The 13,959-nt window shown below is 62.7% G+C and carries 17 protein-coding genes; 9 read left to right on the top strand and 8 right to left on the bottom strand.

From position 1 onward, the window contains the following. Window positions 1-7: 7 nt before the first annotated feature. A complete protein-coding gene (locus NKJ35_RS24870) occupies window positions 8-481 on the bottom strand; it encodes a polyphosphate kinase 2 family protein (RefSeq protein ID WP_352649960.1) in 474 nt (157 codons plus the stop codon). Window positions 482-761: 280 nt separating this feature from the next. On the opposite strand from NKJ35_RS24870, the gene NKJ35_RS24865 reads away from it, so the two are divergent. Next, entirely contained in the window at window positions 762-1,805 is a 1,044-nt protein-coding gene (locus NKJ35_RS24865; RefSeq protein WP_352477152.1) for an aldo/keto reductase, read from the top strand. 110 nt (window positions 1,806-1,915) lie between these two features. Next, window positions 1,916-2,074 (top strand): hypothetical protein, encoded by a 159-nt coding sequence (locus NKJ35_RS24860; RefSeq protein WP_352477150.1) that lies wholly within the window; start codon window positions 1,916-1,918, stop codon window positions 2,072-2,074. Window positions 2,075-2,125: 51 nt separating this feature from the next. Here NKJ35_RS24860 and NKJ35_RS24855 read toward each other — a convergent pair whose 3' ends face one another. Then, window positions 2,126-2,383, bottom strand: a complete 258-nt coding sequence (locus NKJ35_RS24855) for a DUF982 domain-containing protein (RefSeq protein ID WP_023674477.1) — start codon at window positions 2,381-2,383, stop codon at window positions 2,126-2,128. A gap of 96 nt (window positions 2,384-2,479) precedes the next feature. After that, complete coding sequence (locus NKJ35_RS24850) at window positions 2,480-3,142, bottom strand: GntR family transcriptional regulator (RefSeq protein ID WP_352649958.1); 663 nt, start codon at window positions 3,140-3,142, stop codon at window positions 2,480-2,482. 176 nt (window positions 3,143-3,318) lie between these two features. Between NKJ35_RS24850 and NKJ35_RS24845 the strand changes: the two genes are divergently transcribed. Continuing rightward, window positions 3,319-4,578, top strand: coding sequence for a multidrug efflux MFS transporter (locus NKJ35_RS24845; protein WP_352649957.1), 1,260 nt, complete (start codon window positions 3,319-3,321; stop codon window positions 4,576-4,578). Between the two features lie 53 nt (window positions 4,579-4,631). Further along, complete coding sequence (locus tag NKJ35_RS24840) at window positions 4,632-5,003, top strand: DUF423 domain-containing protein (RefSeq protein ID WP_352649955.1); 372 nt, start codon at window positions 4,632-4,634, stop codon at window positions 5,001-5,003. Window positions 5,004-5,071: 68 nt separating this feature from the next. On the opposite strand, the gene NKJ35_RS24835 is transcribed toward NKJ35_RS24840, so the two are convergent. Continuing rightward, window positions 5,072-5,215 (bottom strand): hypothetical protein, encoded by a 144-nt coding sequence (locus tag NKJ35_RS24835; RefSeq protein WP_352649953.1) that lies wholly within the window; start codon window positions 5,213-5,215, stop codon window positions 5,072-5,074. A 62-nt stretch (window positions 5,216-5,277) separates the two neighbouring features. Next, on the bottom strand, window positions 5,278-5,421 hold the full coding sequence (locus NKJ35_RS24830; RefSeq protein ID WP_352649952.1) for a hypothetical protein: 144 nt from the start codon (window positions 5,419-5,421) through the stop codon (window positions 5,278-5,280). Window positions 5,422-5,583: 162 nt separating this feature from the next. Here NKJ35_RS24830 and NKJ35_RS24825 point away from each other — a divergent pair, with 162 nt between their 5' ends. Then, window positions 5,584-6,666, top strand: coding sequence for a LacI family DNA-binding transcriptional regulator (locus NKJ35_RS24825; RefSeq protein WP_352649951.1), 1,083 nt, complete (start codon window positions 5,584-5,586; stop codon window positions 6,664-6,666). Between the two features lie 23 nt (window positions 6,667-6,689). Here NKJ35_RS24825 and NKJ35_RS24820 read toward each other — a convergent pair whose 3' ends face one another. After that, the gene (locus NKJ35_RS24820; RefSeq protein ID WP_352649950.1) at window positions 6,690-7,865 is read right to left on the bottom strand and encodes an OpgC family protein; all 1,176 of its coding nucleotides are present in this window, start codon (window positions 7,863-7,865) and stop codon (window positions 6,690-6,692) included. Window positions 7,866-8,069: 204 nt separating this feature from the next. On the opposite strand from NKJ35_RS24820, the gene NKJ35_RS24815 reads away from it, so the two are divergent. Continuing rightward, the gene (locus NKJ35_RS24815) at window positions 8,070-8,744 is read left to right on the top strand and encodes an alpha/beta hydrolase (RefSeq protein WP_352649949.1); all 675 of its coding nucleotides are present in this window, start codon (window positions 8,070-8,072) and stop codon (window positions 8,742-8,744) included. A 9-nt stretch (window positions 8,745-8,753) separates the two neighbouring features. On the opposite strand, the gene sthA is transcribed toward NKJ35_RS24815, so the two are convergent. Continuing rightward, window positions 8,754-10,142 (bottom strand): Si-specific NAD(P)(+) transhydrogenase, encoded by a 1,389-nt coding sequence (gene sthA, locus NKJ35_RS24810; RefSeq protein ID WP_352649948.1) that lies wholly within the window; start codon window positions 10,140-10,142, stop codon window positions 8,754-8,756. A 211-nt stretch (window positions 10,143-10,353) separates the two neighbouring features. Between sthA and NKJ35_RS24805 the strand changes: the two genes are divergently transcribed. From NKJ35_RS24805 to NKJ35_RS24795, 3 genes are all read left to right on the top strand, one after another. Next, window positions 10,354-10,824, top strand: a complete 471-nt coding sequence (locus NKJ35_RS24805; protein WP_352649947.1) for an RDD family protein — start codon at window positions 10,354-10,356, stop codon at window positions 10,822-10,824. Between the two features lie 138 nt (window positions 10,825-10,962). Then, the gene (locus NKJ35_RS24800; RefSeq protein ID WP_023717252.1) at window positions 10,963-11,727 is read left to right on the top strand and encodes an arginyltransferase; all 765 of its coding nucleotides are present in this window, start codon (window positions 10,963-10,965) and stop codon (window positions 11,725-11,727) included. Between the two features lie 121 nt (window positions 11,728-11,848). Next, window positions 11,849-12,745 carry a DMT family transporter gene (locus tag NKJ35_RS24795; protein ID WP_352649946.1) on the top strand — a complete coding sequence of 299 codons (897 nt, stop codon included), beginning with the start codon at window positions 11,849-11,851 and terminating at the stop codon, window positions 12,743-12,745. Here NKJ35_RS24795 and NKJ35_RS24790 read toward each other — a convergent pair. Next, window positions 12,733-13,953, bottom strand: a complete 1,221-nt coding sequence (locus NKJ35_RS24790) for an AI-2E family transporter (protein ID WP_352649944.1) — start codon at window positions 13,951-13,953, stop codon at window positions 12,733-12,735. The two genes, NKJ35_RS24795 and NKJ35_RS24790, sit on opposite strands and share 13 nt — an antisense overlap. Between the last annotated feature and the right edge of the window lie 6 nt (window positions 13,954-13,959).

The following is a 13,959-nucleotide window of genomic DNA, read 5'->3' as shown; positions in this document are numbered from 1 at the left end:
ACTTTAGTCAGTACTTCTCCGGCACATACAGTTCGCGCGGCAGTACCTGGCGCTCGTATTCGGGATTAAAGACGCGCTCCGGCAGTGTGATCTCTTCGTGCGGCACCTCCTCATAAGGCATCTGCTTGAGGAGTTGGTCGATGCAGTTCAGCCGTCCCCGTTTCTTGTCGTTGCCCTCGACGATGAACCACGGGGCGCCACCCTTGCCCGCCGAGTCACGGCCCTCGAAGACCACGACGAGCTTCTTCTTGCGATAGGCGACCCAGGACTGCAGCTTGATCAATTCGGATTGCAGCGTGATGAGATCGCGAAAATACTGCAGGCGGTCGATCGATGGCGGATGCGCATTCTTGTAGATCTTGGCGATCTCCATCGACAGCGCCGGCTCCGAGATTTCCAGCTCATAATCTTCGTCGAGCGTGTCGGCGAGTTCCGCTTCCAGCCAGTCCCTGGCCGGGGAATTCTGTTTTATCTCGGTCATTTGCGCTGCTCCGCTTACAGTCCTTGCCGGCCGCTGTCAGGCGCTCCGCCGCCCGGCCCGGCGGCCGGAAATCGAAGCGCTGAACCGATGTTAGTATAGGCCGGCAATGACGGTTTTTATTGCAGCCACTGCTGCGCTGGCTGTGCGTTCAATCGGAAAGATGTGATCGAGCTTGCCCTGCGGAACTGGCGACAAGCGGAACGAATTATCCTACAAATGCCCGGTTCATTGAGGGCTGTCGTTTGCAACGCCCTTTCCCGATAAATCGTGAGGATACGACATGGAATACCGCACTCTCGGCCGTTCCGGGCTGAAGGTTTCGACGCTGACCATGGGCACCATGACGTTCGGCGGCGGCGGCGCGTTTTCGGCGGTCGGCAAGACCGACCTCGACGAGGCGCGCCGGATGATCGACCTTTGCATCGATGCCGGCGTCAATGTCATCGACACCGCCAACGTCTATTCGAACGGCGTGTCGGAAGAGATCATCGGCGAGGCGCTCGGAGGCAAGCGCAAGGGCGACGTGCTGATCGCCTCCAAGGCGCGCATGCGGATCGGCAAAGGCCCCAACGATGAAGGCTTGTCGCGCTACCATCTGATCCGCGAATGCGAGAGGAGCCTGAAGCGCCTCAGGACCGATGTCATCGACATCTATTTCCTGCACGAGTGGGATGGCCTGACACCGCTTGAGGAAACCATCGCCGCGCTCGACACTCTGGTCACGCAGGGCAAGGTCCGTTATGTCGGCTGCTCCAATTATTCCGGCTGGCAAGTGATGAAGGGGCTGGGGATCAGTGACCGTCATCACCAGCCGCGCTTCGTCACCCAGCAGATCCATTACACGTTGGAAGCGCGCGAGGCCGAGTATGAATTGTTGCCGATCTCGGTCGACCAAGGGCTCGGCGTGCTGGTCTGGAGCCCGCTTGCCGGCGGGTTGCTGTCCGGCAAATACCACCGTGACCAGCCGACCGCCCGCCAGCTCAGCGGCTGGTCGGAACCGCCGATCCGCGACGAGGACCGGCTGTGGCGGATCGTCGACGCGCTGATCGACATCGGCAACAACCACGGTGTGTCGGCGGCGCAAGTGGCGCTTGCCTGGCTACTCGGCCGGCCCGCCGTCAGCTCGTTGGTGATCGGCGGACGAACCGAAGCGCATTTCAAAGACAATATCGCCGCTGCAAGCCTGGTGCTTGGCGATGAGGAGCGCACACGGCTCGACGCGGTCAGCAGGCCGCCCGTGCTCTACCCCTACTGGCACCAGCAGTTCACCGCAAAGGACCGGTTCGGTCCGGCCGATCTCGTCCTCGACCGCGATGGCGCCTGAAAGCCGGGCTCTCAGGACTGCGCCGAGATATGGAGCCGATCGTGCTTGCGGTGTTGTGTTTGCGGTCCAATGCTCCTAGGCAAAGGCCAAGCACAACGAAAGGAAACGATATGGCACGAGCACCGAACTACGGTCAGGAGCGCAAGGAACGCGACCGGCAGAAGGCTGCCAAGAAGGCGGAAAAGCAGGCTGCCAAGGTCGCAGCCAAGGAGCGATCGAAGCCCGAGGGCGAGAGCGAGTCCCAAACCAAAACCGAAACGACCAAGTGATGACGCCGGGCCTGTCAGGCGGTCCGGGCCTCGGTCAAATCCCGCTATGCCTCAGGCGGGCGCCTTGTCGCTGACGAAGACGTTCACTTCACGAGCGGCGGCAATGAAGGCCCGTCTTGCGTTCATGGCCGGCTTGTCGCCGGCCAGCGCATCATGACAGGCCTGCAGCGCTTCGCGGTGCTTGGGACTGCGCTTGCCGGGCCAATTGTTGAGGAGGTAGTCGGAAGCCTCGCGGGCCGTACGCAAGAGCTGATTGCTTCCCGCCGCACCCTTGACGGTCACGGGTGTGTCAAATCGGTTGTTTTCCATCGCCGCTCTTACGCCATCGGCATTTGCGAAGCGAGACCGAAAGTAGCATTCTTCGCTCATCTGCCCTTTTCGTGATCAATGGCAGCCGATCCTCACTCAAGCGACGACGGCAAATCCCCTGGCGCGCAGGCCCCGCCGGTCGTTGCGCAGCGAGGCCACCAGCCGGTCGCGGCTGCCACTGATGTGGGCTGAAAGCAGGCGGGCGGCGCTATCGGCATCGCCGGCCCGCACCGCCGACAGAATGGCATGGTGTTCGGCCCAGGCACGGCCAAGTGCTGCCTCGTCGCGAACCTCGAGCCAGCGGGCGCGCGACAGGCGTGTCATCGCGTCGCGAACCGCTCTGAACAGGAACTCGTTGCCGGACAGTCGCGCCAGCTCGATATGAAAATCCATGCCGACGCGATGCCATTCCTCGCGCGGCATCTTGTCGTCGCAAGAATCGAGCATCGCCTCGATGATTTCGACGGCACTCCTGTCCTGCAAGGTGCAAGTTATTCTGAGTGCCGCGACCTCGACCGCCTCGCGATAGACGGCAATCTGCTCGAGCTCAGCAAGATTGATAGGCGAGACCGTCCAGCCGCGGCCGTCTCGGCAGATCAGGCCTTCGGTCTCGAGCCGCAGCAATGCCGCCCTGACCGGCGTGCGCGAGGCTCCGAAACGGCTTTCGACCCAGCGCTCCGTCAGCCGCTCGCCCGGACCGATCTCGAGCCCGAGGATCATCTCGCGAAGCTGCTTTTCGACGTTTTGCATCTGCGACATTGGCGTTCCGTTTGTCGGAGCCGTTTCATTGGCTCTCTGTTCACCGGCCATTTGTTGCCGATCACTTTGCAGCGGCCGCATTGACAGCGACCAGCCTTGCGTCCATGACGGATACCAATCTGGTATACCAAAATGGGATCCACAACAAGTTTTCATCCAAGCCGGCCGGACAGGACATGCCGCAAGACGCCACCCTCGCCACGCAAGGCTCGCACAACGTCCACTGGCGTCGCAATCTCGCCGTGTGTTTTGCGGGCTCGTTCAGCACGCTTGTAGCGATGACACTGCTGTTGCCCTTCCTGCCGCTTTACGTCGAGCAGTTGGGCGCTGAGGGTCACGCGGCGATCGTCCAGTGGTCGGGCATTGCCTACGGCGCCACCTTCCTTGCTGCCGCGCTGGTTGCGCCCTTGTGGGGGCGGCTAGGCGACCGCTACGGCCGCAAACTGATGCTGGTGCGCGCCAGTTTCGGTATGGCGCTGTGCATGTCGCTGACCGGCATGGTGCAGACCGTCTGGCAATTGGTGCTCTTGCGCCTGCTGATCGGCTTTGCCGGCGGCTATTCTTCGGGCTCGACCATCCTGGTTGCCATGCAGACGCCGAAGGATCGCTCCGGCTGGGCGCTGGGCGTGCTGTCGGCCGGCATAACCGCCGGTGCTCTGGTCGGTCCGCTGCTCGGCGGCGCGCTGCCGCCGCTGATTGGAATCCGCGCCACCTTCCTGCTCGCAGGCGGCGTCATTTTCCTGGCGTTTCTGGCAACCACCTTGCTGATCAAGGAGGCCCCTCGCCCGGTTGCCGTCAAGGCGGCGTCACAAGAAAACGCGAGAGGCGGCTGGTCGCAGATTCCCGACAAGCGCCCCGTCGTCGCCATGCTGGCGACCGGCATGCTGTTGAGTTTTGCCACCATGTCGATCGAGCCGATCATCACCGTCTATGTCCAACAGCTCATCGAAGATCAGAGCCAGGTCACGCTGGTCTCCGGCATCGTCATGTCCGCGGCGGCGCTCGGCGCCATCCTGTCGGCGTCGCGGCTCGGCAAGCTCGCCGACCGTATCGGCCACTGGAACGTAATCGTTGCCGCACTCGCCGTCTCGGCGCTGCTCCTGATCCCGCAGGCCTTCGTTACGCAGGGCTGGCAACTCGTCGGCCTTCGCTTCCTGATGGGCCTGGCGCTTGGCGGTCTTTTGCCCTGCATCACGAGCGTCATCCGCCACAATGTGCCCGACGGCGTCGGCGGCAATGTGCTGGGCTTGTCGATCTCGGCGCAATATGTCGGGCAGGTTGCCGGACCGTTGCTCGGCGGCTTCGTCGGCGGCCATTTCGGTATGCGCTCGGTGTTTCTCGGCACATCCGTGCTGATGGCGGGCGGAGCGGCTTATAACCAGCTAGTCCAGTCGCGCCGCGAACGCGCCATGCTGGCGGAAGCCGGCGAATCCTGACACGGTTCGCCGCACTATCTCAGGCGGTCGCCAGGAATCGCGGAGGCGTGGAAATGAGCATGGCTGAACAGACGGCGGGCAGTCGCATTCTGATTTTTGCCGGCGGCCTATGCGGCGGAACAGGCGTGGCTCTTTCGGCGGCGGCGGCACATCTCGGCGGCGCTTTCGTCGGTACGGCCGCATCCTTCCTGCTCATGCATGCGCCGGTCTTTCTTACCGTCGGGCTGCTCGGTGGTTATAGAATCCTGCGAACCGGAAGCCTCATCCTTCTCGTCGGGCTTCTGCTTTTCTCGGGAGATCTTTTGGCCCGCGACTTCCTTGGCTCGCGGCTGTTCCCGATGTCGGCGCCGATCGGCGGCACGTTGCTCATCGGCGGCTGGCTCGTGATGGCCGCCTCGGCGCTGGTACACCCGCGCCGCCATTGATGCGGCAACCAATGGCGGCCGCTGCTCTTCGCCAGCCGCGCTCGATCCACGAGCTCCGTCTTGCCAGCTCAGTCTCGCGGACGTTCGGGCCGAACTTGGCCGTCGCGCTTGGGCGTCTTGACTATACGCCGTCGCTCCAGCCGTTCGGTGGCCGGCGAGATGCCCCAATAATTGCGATAGATGTCTTCGAACAGATGCTTGATCGGATGCATGGCTTAATGTCCTCTAGCTTTTTGAATCGATCCAATCCGCGGGCACAAAAACAGGCCGCCGATCAGCTCCCCTTGCGCCCTACGAGGAAACGCAGGTCGCGAATCCACGGACCGGTCCTGTCGCGCCCCTTACGGGCCTCCGCACCCGAGCGGATGCTCCAGTCGTTCCGGTAAATGTCCTCGAACAGATAACTGACGGGGTGCATGGCGCTCTCCTCTTGTATCGATCCAATCTGCGGACAAAAACTGCTCTTGGATCGATTCAATAATACGCGTCACACCACAAATGTCAAGCAAAAATTTGAATCGATCCAAGGAAGATGTTAGTTAATTGCGATACTGCTGGACAGGAGTCCTGGAGACAAACAATGGCATCACTCACCGAAAGCGGCAGGAGACCCATCCGGCTGGCGGACATCGCCAAAGCCGCGGGCGTATCGCACGGCACTGCCTCCAATGTCTTCAGCCGTCCCGAAATCGTGCGCGAGGAAGTCCGCGAGCGGGTCAAGGCGGCGGCCGACGCCCTGGGCTACGCCGGCCCGGATCCCAAGGGCCGCCTGCTGCGCGCCGGCAAGGTCAATGCGATCGGCGTCGCCACAACCGAGCCGCTGTCTTACTTCTTCGACGACCCGTTTGCCCGCGTGATGATGGCCGGCATCTCGGAAGCTTGCGACGCCACCGGCGCGGGGATAGCCCTCGTGTCGGCTGGCAACGAGGAAAAACTTGCCTGGAATATCCAGAGCGCTCTCGTGGACGGCTTCATCCTGTTCTGCATCGAGGGCGGTCCGCGTCTCGTTGAGCTGACGCGCGAACGAAAGCTCCCCTTCGTCGCGCTCGAGCTCGGCTCGCAGGACGACACGGTCTCCGCGATCAGTATCGACAATGTTGCCGGCGGCCGGCTCGCGGCGCGCCATCTGGCGGAACTTGGACATCGCCGTTTCGCCGTGTTGTCGCTGGCCTTCGCCGACGACAGCACCGGTCTTGTCTCGCCCGAGCAGGTCCGGACGGCGTCCTATACCGGGACCCGTGACCGCCTCATCGGCTATTTCGAAGAGCTTTCCCGGTTTGGTGTCGACACCGCCAAGGTGCCGGTCTACGAGACCGAAAACGACAAGGCGAGCACAAGGGCTGGCCTTGAAACCATCTTCGCCTCGGCGGAGCCGCCGACCGCCGTCCTGGCGATGTCGGACCGGATCGCGATGGTGGCATTGGAATGGCTCACCGCACGGGGCATCGCGGTTCCCCGCGATGTTTCCGTCGTCGGCTTCGACGGCGTGCCTGAAGCCGCAACTTGCGAGCCTCCGCTCACCACCATCGCCCAGCCGATCGCCGAGATCGGCCGCCGGGCAGCGCGAAGAATCCTCGACTTCGACGGCACGGTGCGGCGAGAAACGCTCGACGTCGAACTTGTCGTCAGGGCATCGTCCGGACCGCCGCCAAGTACAGGCTGACTGGGGCAGATCGGCACCAAATCTTATCTATTTGCCGCCATGGGACCGATGCCAAAGGATGGACGAACAGGCAGCGCCTCGTTGCGGACCGGCTTGCCTTTGCCGGACCAGCCGATTGCGGACAGCCACTCCAGATAAAAGGCGAGCGCGAACTGCATGGCGATGCCGGCGGCGAGCAGCAGACTGTCATAGGCAATGCCGCCCGGGTTGATCAGCTTCATCACCTGCGCCGCCATGGCAATCACCGTGCCGGCAATGAAAACCGGCAGCGAGCGTTTGCCCAATATGGCGAGCGGATTGTCGCGGCCGGTGCGGAACAGGTTCGAGACGAAAGGCAAGGCGACGACCAGATAGCTCATCGCCAGGATGTGCAGCAGCCGCGGCAACGACAGGAACGTCTTGTCGAAACCGGTCAGCACCACCGGCAGGTCGAGCCATGACACATGCCCCCACAGCGGGCTATGCACCCAGACGAGCGCCGTCAGCACGTAGGCGGCCGCCGCGCCGACCAGCCACCGATTGACCGGGATGGTGCCGCCGCGCCGCACATGCAACACGCTGGCCATGCCGATATTGAACAGCAATTGCCATGACAGCGGATTGAGGAACCAGAACCCGGGCTCCGGGTAGTTCGGCGGCGCGATCTGGTAGATTCCGGCAACCAGCCAAAGAGCTGCGGACACGGCAAGCGCCGCCAGTGGCCTGTAGCTGATGAACAGCAGGAAGGCCGGCGCCATCAACAGCAGCGCCGCATAGACCGGTAGTATGTTGTTGTAACCGAGCTGATGGCCGAGCGTGACGATACCGACCAGGACTTGCGGCGGGTTCCTGACGAGCGGCTCGATGTTGATCAGCGTCAGAAGGTCCGGCCGTTTCGCAAACACCGCCGCTGCGCAGAAGATGGCCATGACCACCATCGTCGTGACGATGTGGGTGACATAGAGCACGCCGGCGCGGCGCCACATTTTCAGCGTTGCGACCAGCCGGTTTCCCGGCTGGAATTTGGTGCCGTAGGCAAGAGCGACGGACATGCCGGAGATCAGCACGAAGGCCTCGGCCGCATCCGAAAACCCGAAATTCTTGTAGGTCAGGGTTTCGAAAACTGTGCCCGGCACGTGGTCGATGAATATGGTCAGGAGGGCGAGTGCCCGGAACACGTCAATACGCGTATCGCGTTCCGGCGAAACTGGCATGGTCATCGATAAAAGGCCTTAAAGCTGGTTGTTCATGCGCGGTATGCGACCACCAGGCGCACACTGCTCGAATCCCTCCCGCGGGGATTATATCGGCAAAGAAACGGACTGAAATGCGCCCGGTTCAATCAACTTTCGCGGAGCTTGAAAATATTCCGTTTTGAAGCCGGCAAATGAATGAAAACATCGTGAAAACAAGAGGATGCAACTATGTCCGAAAAACCTCCGGAAGATGACTTTTTGCGGCGCGACCTGCCATTTTTTTACCGCGTTTACAGGCCCGCAGCACCAACCGGAGAGTGCCTCTTTCTGCTGCATGGATCGGGTGTCGACGAGACGACTCTGGTGCCGCTGGGGCGCCAAGTCTCGCCGCACGCCACCTTGGTGGCGGTGCGTGGCCGGATCGCCCAGGAAGACGGTTTCCGCTGGTTCAGGCGGATTTCGCCGATACGATTCGAGCAGGACAGCATCCGCAAAGAGGCGGACGCTTTCGCTGACTTCATCCCCAAGGCCGCGAAACGCCACGACCTCGATCTCGCCCGAGCCTCCTTTATCGGCTACTCCAACGGCGCCAACCTGGTTTCAAGCGTGATGCTGCTGCATCCGCGGCTCATCGTCCAAGCGGCTTTGCTGCGCCCGATGCCGGTTCTGGACGAGGTGCCGCCGGCGGATCTCAGCAACGCACGGGTGGTAATCTTATCCGGCGCCGACGACCTGACGTACCGGCCCTTCGCACTCGCGCTGGTCGGACTGCTCAGCCGGCATGGCGCCAAAGTCGAGGCCCACACCGTCGCCTCCGGCCATGAAATCGGCAATCCGGACGCCGCGATAGTCAGGCAATGGCTGGCGGATCCTGCAGCCGCCGTTGCAACGTCAGATCGATGAGCCTCGAAGCTACCCTCGCCCCATGCGGTTCCAGGCGTCCAGCCCGGCGATCTTGTAGGCCTCAGCCAGCGTCGGATAATTGAAGGTGTTGTTGACGAAGAAGTCGACAGTGCCGCCGAGATTGATGACCGCCTGGCCAATGTGGATGAGTTCGGTCGCGCCCTCGCCGACAATATGGGCGCCGAGCAGACGGCGTGTTTCGATCGAAAACAGAAGCTTCAGAAAGCCGGTGTTGACGCCCATGATGTGGCCGCGCGAGGTCTCGCGAAACCGCGCCACGCCGACCTCATAGGCGGCACCACTCTCGCGCACCTGCTCCTCGGATTGCCCGACGGTGGAGATTTCCGGCACGGCGTAGATGCCGTAGGGAAAGGTTTCGGGCGGCGGCGGCAAGGGCACGCCGAAGGCATGGCAGGCGGCCACCCTGCCCTGCTCCATCGAGGTCGAGGCCAGGCTCGGAAAACCAATGACGTCGCCGGCGGCATAGATGTTCGGCGCGCTTGTCTGGAACGTCTGCGGATCGACCTTGATGCGGCCCCTGGGATCGGCCTCGATACCGACCGCCTCCAACCCCAGGCTGCCGACATTGCCGGTACGCCCTGCAGCATAAAGCACCATCTCGGAACGTATGGTGCGCCCGTCGGCCAGCATCACCTCGGCATGATCGGGTTTGGAGGCGATCTCCTTGACGGCGCTGCCCAATCTGATCGTCATGCCGCGGTCGCGCATCTGATGGATGAAGTCGTCGACGATCTCACGGTCGACGAAATCCAACATGGTATTGCGCGGCTCGACCAGCGTCACCGGCACGTCGAGCGCCGAAAAGATCGTCGCATATTCGACGCCGATGACGCCGGCGCCGATCACCGTCAGCGTGCGCGGCAGGCGGTCGAGCTCCAGCATCTCGTCGCTGTCGAAGATCCGTGTCTTATCGAACGGCACGTCGCGCGGCCGGTGCGGCCGGGTGCCGACCGCGATCAGCGCATGGGCGAAGCCGACCTCGCTGTAGTCGCCGGTGTCGGTGGTCAGGCTGACCTTGTTGGGGCCGAGGAATTTTACCGCGGCGCGCGCACTCTTGACCGTGTTGCGCATGAACTGGTGCTGCAGCACCTCGACCTCATGGTCGAGCGTCTTATGCAGGCGCTCGACCAGATCGCCGACCGAAATGTCCTGCTTGACCCGGTAGCCGCGACCGTAAAAGCCGCGCTCGCGCCAGCCTGAGAGGTTGAGCACCGTCTCGCGCAACGTCTTCGACGGGATGGTGCCGGTATGCACCGACACGCCGCCGAGGCGCCGGCCTCTGTCGACCACCAGCACCGACTTGCCGAGCTTGGCCGACTGCACCGCGGCGCGGCGCCCGGATGGGCCGCTGCCGATGACCAGCATGTCGTAGTCCATGTCGCCCCGTCCCCTCGGCTTGGCGCTTTTTGTTGCGCCGCAGCAAGCTAACGCTATCCGCCCCACAAATTCAACAAGTCACAGACGGCGCCAAGTGCTCCGTCACCATCTACATGGTGGACGGCTCGATCTTGATTCCGCCGCGAACCTTCACCATTTCATCAACAAGCGGCCCCGTGCATTAACCCGGGTTCGATTACGAGGAAATGACATGAACGCTCGCGTTCTCGACGGCGAAATCATCACCAACAGGCTCGAAGATATCAGCGCCTATGAGGGCGTGCGCACGCGGCGCATTCTCGCCTTCGTCATCGATTATTTCATCGTGGCGCTGCTCACCATTCCATTCGCGATCCTGGTGTTCCTGTTCGGGCTGTTGACGCTCGGCCTCGGCTGGATGCTGTTTTCCATTCTCGTGCCGGCCGTCGCCATCCTCTACATCTGGAACACGCTCGGCAGTAAAGACCAGGCCACCACCGGCATGAAGATAATGGGCATCCGGCTCGACCGACTCGACGGCAGCCCCATCGACGGGCTGACCGCCGTCGTGCATTCGGTGCTGTTTTGGGCCGGCAATGTCATCCTTTCGCCGCTGGTCCTACTGGTGAGCCTGTTTTCCGATCGCAAGCGCACGCTGCACGACCTGCTGCTCGGCACCGTCGTCAGCCGCAGCGGCCGCTGAGCAGACTTTTGAAGCGCGGCCGCAGCCTTTGCGCACAAATGTGAAGACGTCCAATCAACCAGGCTTTCACAATCCTGTTGAATTTTTCGGCGTCCGCGCCAAAGGTAGAGCGATTCGCAGGAGTGTTTCCAAGGCTCGATGACGCAGCACCCGACCCAGTCGCCGCAGTTCTTTCTGACCGCGCCCTCGCCATGTCCCTATCTCGAGGGCCAGTTCGAGCGCAAGGTGTTCACACACCTGGTCGGCGACAAGGCCCCGGAGATGAACGATCTGCTGACGCAGGGCGGTTTCAGGCGCTCGCAGAACATCGCCTACAGGCCGGCTTGCGAGACCTGCCGCGCCTGTGTGTCGGTGCGCATCCTGGCGCAGGAATTCACCGCCAGCCGAAACATGAAACGCGTCATACAGCATAATTCGGATCTGGTCGGCGCCATGCACGACGCCGAGCCCTCCACCGAGCAGTATTCGCTGTTCCGCAGCTATCTCGACGCCCGCCACCGCCGTGGCGGCATGTCCGACATGACCGTGCTCGACTACGCCATGATGGTCGAGGATACCCATGTCGACACCAAGGTCATCGAATACCGTCGCCGCGGACCCGACAGCTTCATCACCGGCAAGGGCCAGGGCGAGCTGATCGCCGTGGCGCTCACCGACAAGATGGCCGATGGCCTGTCGATGGTCTATTCCTACTTCAATCCGGACTTCGAGGACCGCTCGCTCGGCACCTTCATGATCCTCGACCACATCGCCCGCGCCAGGGCGATGGGCCTGCCCCATGTCTATCTCGGCTACTGGGTCAACGGCTCGCGCAAGATGAATTATAAGATGCGCTTCCAGCCGCAGGAGCATCTCGGCCCGAAAGGCTGGGAACGCTACAATCACGAAGCGGTTTCGCGCTGAACTTCGCTTTCGGTATTCACTCATAATTGTTTCGAGGAGGATGCCCGCTGGGCTTCCGGCCGATCGGCTGGAAACCGGGCAGGTCAATTTTGCGCCTCCAAGCCTACGCGAGAATTGCCGCATGTCTTCCCACAACGACCACCAGAGAGGCCTTCTGATCACCGCCATCGGCGGGCTGACGCTGACCGTCGACATTCCGCTGATCCGGCTCGCCGACGGCGAGGCATGGACGATCCTGCTGTTGCGCACCGGCACGACCTTCGTCGCCACGCTCATCATCTGGGCCGTCTGGCGCTCGCTGAGCGCAAAGGCGCCGCAGCTTATCCCGGGCTGGTCAGGGCTCATCGTTGCCGCCCTCTACGGGCTCGGCTCGATCGCCTTCATCACCGGCGTCTACAACACCTCGACCGCCAACCTCGTTTTCATCCTGGCCTTCACAACCATGTTCGCGGCCCTTTTGTCATGGCTGTTCCTGAAGGAGAGGCCACGGCCCCTGACGCTTGCAGCGCTGGCGCTGATGATCGTCGGCGTGACGATCATTGTCGGCGATTCCGTTGGAACCGGACATCTCTTCGGCGACCTGGTGGCGCTATGCTCGGCTTTCATGATCGCCGCGGCCATTACCATCTCGCGCGCAAGCGGCAAGGATATGGGTTTCACGGCGCTGATCGGAGTGGTCCTGCCGCTGGCCGTCGCCACCCTGATGGTTTCCAAGGTGGGTTTCCACGTCAACGCGCCGTGGTGGATCGTCTTCAACGGTGCCGTCATCATGCCGATCTCTTTCTTCTGCCTCGCCAACGGCCCGAAATACATCTCCGGGCCGGAAGTGGCGATGTTCTACCTGTTAGAAACCGTGCTGGCACCGGTCTGGGTGTGGATGATCTTCGCCGAAGCGCCGTCGCGCAACAGCCTGATCGGCGGCGCGATCCTAATCATGACTTTGATCGGCCATTCGCTCTGGCAGTTGCACGAGGGGCGCAAACGCCGCGCCACGTTCGCCGTCAGTCACCCGGCCTGATTCTTTCTCGCGGCGGCGCGCTCGGCGACAATTTCGATCTGCGGCGGCGCGTCATCGTGCTCCGCCGGTTCGGCGGCAGCGAGTTCATCGGTCAGTTCCACTTCGCGCAGCCATTCGCGCCAGATTGCGACCAGCAGGGCCATCAGCACCGGGCCTATGAACAGGCCGAGAAAACCCATCGTCTTGACGCCGCCGATCAGGCCGAAAAAGGTTGGCAGGAAGGGCAGCTTTATCGGCCCGCCGACCAGCTTCGGGCGCAATGTCTTGTCGACGATGAAGAGTTCGACCGCGCCCCAGATGAACAGCGCCAGCCCCGCCATCGGCGAGCCGCTGGCGGCGAGATAGATCGAGACCAGCGTGAAGGACAGGGGCGCGCCGCCGGGGATCAGCGCCATGATGCCGGTCAGCGCGCCGAGCGTCACCGGCGAAGGCACGCCGGCCAACCAGTAAGCGATGCCCAGCACCAGCCCCTCGCCGATGGCGATAACGGTCATGCCGGTCACCGTCGAGGAGATCGTCGCCGGCACCACGCGTGAGATCCGTTCCCATCTGGCCGGCAGGATGCGTTCGCCGAGGCGATCGACCTGTCCGGCGAAATGCTCGCCATCGCGATAGGCGAAGAACAGCGCGATCATCATGAACAGCAGCGTCAGCAAAAGGCCGAAGGCGCTGCCGCCGGCGGCAAGCACGCCGCGGTAGATGCTGCCGATATTGGCGCCGCTGATCAGCTGGATCAGTTCGCCGATACCGCCAGGGTGGCCAACGTTGACCGTCCATTGTTCATTGAGCCATTCGCCCACCACCGGCATGGTGGCGATCCAGTGCGGCGTCGGCGCACCGTAGCGGTTGGTCTCGATCGACCAGTTGACCCATTCGCGCACCTCATTGATGGCGTAGGTGCCGGCAAGCGCGATCGGCACCACCAGGAAGGTTAGGATGAACAAGATCGCAAGCGTCGCCGCGATCGTGCGGTTGCCGCCGACGCCGGCGAGCAGCCGTCGGTAGAGCGGCCAGCTGGCGAAGGCGATCACCAGGGCGGCAAGGACCGGAAACAGGAAGCCGTGGAAGAAGTAAACGCCAGCGGCAACGATCAGCACCAGGAGCCAGCGCGCCGCCGACAGCGGCGGAATGACAGCGGCCCTGAGCGGCGTCGACAGGCCAAACAGGCGCTGCTGCCGCTCCGGCTTCTGTATCCTGACTTCCTTCAAGCGCCC

The sequence above is a fragment of the Mesorhizobium sp. M0136 genome (assembly GCF_040322515.1).
GTDB lineage: Bacteria > Pseudomonadota > Alphaproteobacteria > Rhizobiales > Rhizobiaceae > Mesorhizobium.
This window is presented reverse-complemented; position numbering and strand designations above follow the sequence as displayed.

Excerpts from the sequence above, each read along its gene's own strand:
- NKJ35_RS24870 (WP_352649960.1), bottom strand. The coding sequence starts at position 481 with ATGACCGAGATAAAACAGAATTCCCCGGCCAGGGACTGGCTGGAAGCG.
- NKJ35_RS24865 (WP_352477152.1), top strand. The coding sequence starts at position 762 with ATGGAATACCGCACTCTCGGCCGTTCCGGGCTGAAGGTTTCGACGCTG.
- NKJ35_RS24795 (WP_352649946.1), top strand. The coding sequence starts at position 11,849 with ATGTCTTCCCACAACGACCACCAGAGAGGCCTTCTGATCACCGCCATC.
- sthA (WP_352649948.1), bottom strand. The coding sequence starts at position 10,142 with ATGGACTACGACATGCTGGTCATCGGCAGCGGCCCATCCGGGCGCCGC.
- NKJ35_RS24860 (WP_352477150.1), top strand. The coding sequence starts at position 1,916 with ATGGCACGAGCACCGAACTACGGTCAGGAGCGCAAGGAACGCGACCGG.
- NKJ35_RS24825 (WP_352649951.1), top strand. The coding sequence starts at position 5,584 with ATGGCATCACTCACCGAAAGCGGCAGGAGACCCATCCGGCTGGCGGAC.
- NKJ35_RS24855 (WP_023674477.1), bottom strand. The coding sequence starts at position 2,383 with ATGGAAAACAACCGATTTGACACACCCGTGACCGTCAAGGGTGCGGCG.
- NKJ35_RS24805 (WP_352649947.1), top strand. The coding sequence starts at position 10,354 with ATGAACGCTCGCGTTCTCGACGGCGAAATCATCACCAACAGGCTCGAA.
- NKJ35_RS24815 (WP_352649949.1), top strand. The coding sequence starts at position 8,070 with ATGTCCGAAAAACCTCCGGAAGATGACTTTTTGCGGCGCGACCTGCCA.
- NKJ35_RS24840 (WP_352649955.1), top strand. The coding sequence starts at position 4,632 with ATGAGCATGGCTGAACAGACGGCGGGCAGTCGCATTCTGATTTTTGCC.
- NKJ35_RS24835 (WP_352649953.1), bottom strand. The coding sequence starts at position 5,215 with ATGCATCCGATCAAGCATCTGTTCGAAGACATCTATCGCAATTATTGG.
- NKJ35_RS24820 (WP_352649950.1), bottom strand. The coding sequence starts at position 7,865 with ATGACCATGCCAGTTTCGCCGGAACGCGATACGCGTATTGACGTGTTC.
- NKJ35_RS24830 (WP_352649952.1), bottom strand. The coding sequence starts at position 5,421 with ATGCACCCCGTCAGTTATCTGTTCGAGGACATTTACCGGAACGACTGG.
- NKJ35_RS24850 (WP_352649958.1), bottom strand. The coding sequence starts at position 3,142 with ATGTCGCAGATGCAAAACGTCGAAAAGCAGCTTCGCGAGATGATCCTC.
- NKJ35_RS24845 (WP_352649957.1), top strand. The coding sequence starts at position 3,319 with ATGCCGCAAGACGCCACCCTCGCCACGCAAGGCTCGCACAACGTCCAC.
- NKJ35_RS24800 (WP_023717252.1), top strand. The coding sequence starts at position 10,963 with ATGACGCAGCACCCGACCCAGTCGCCGCAGTTCTTTCTGACCGCGCCC.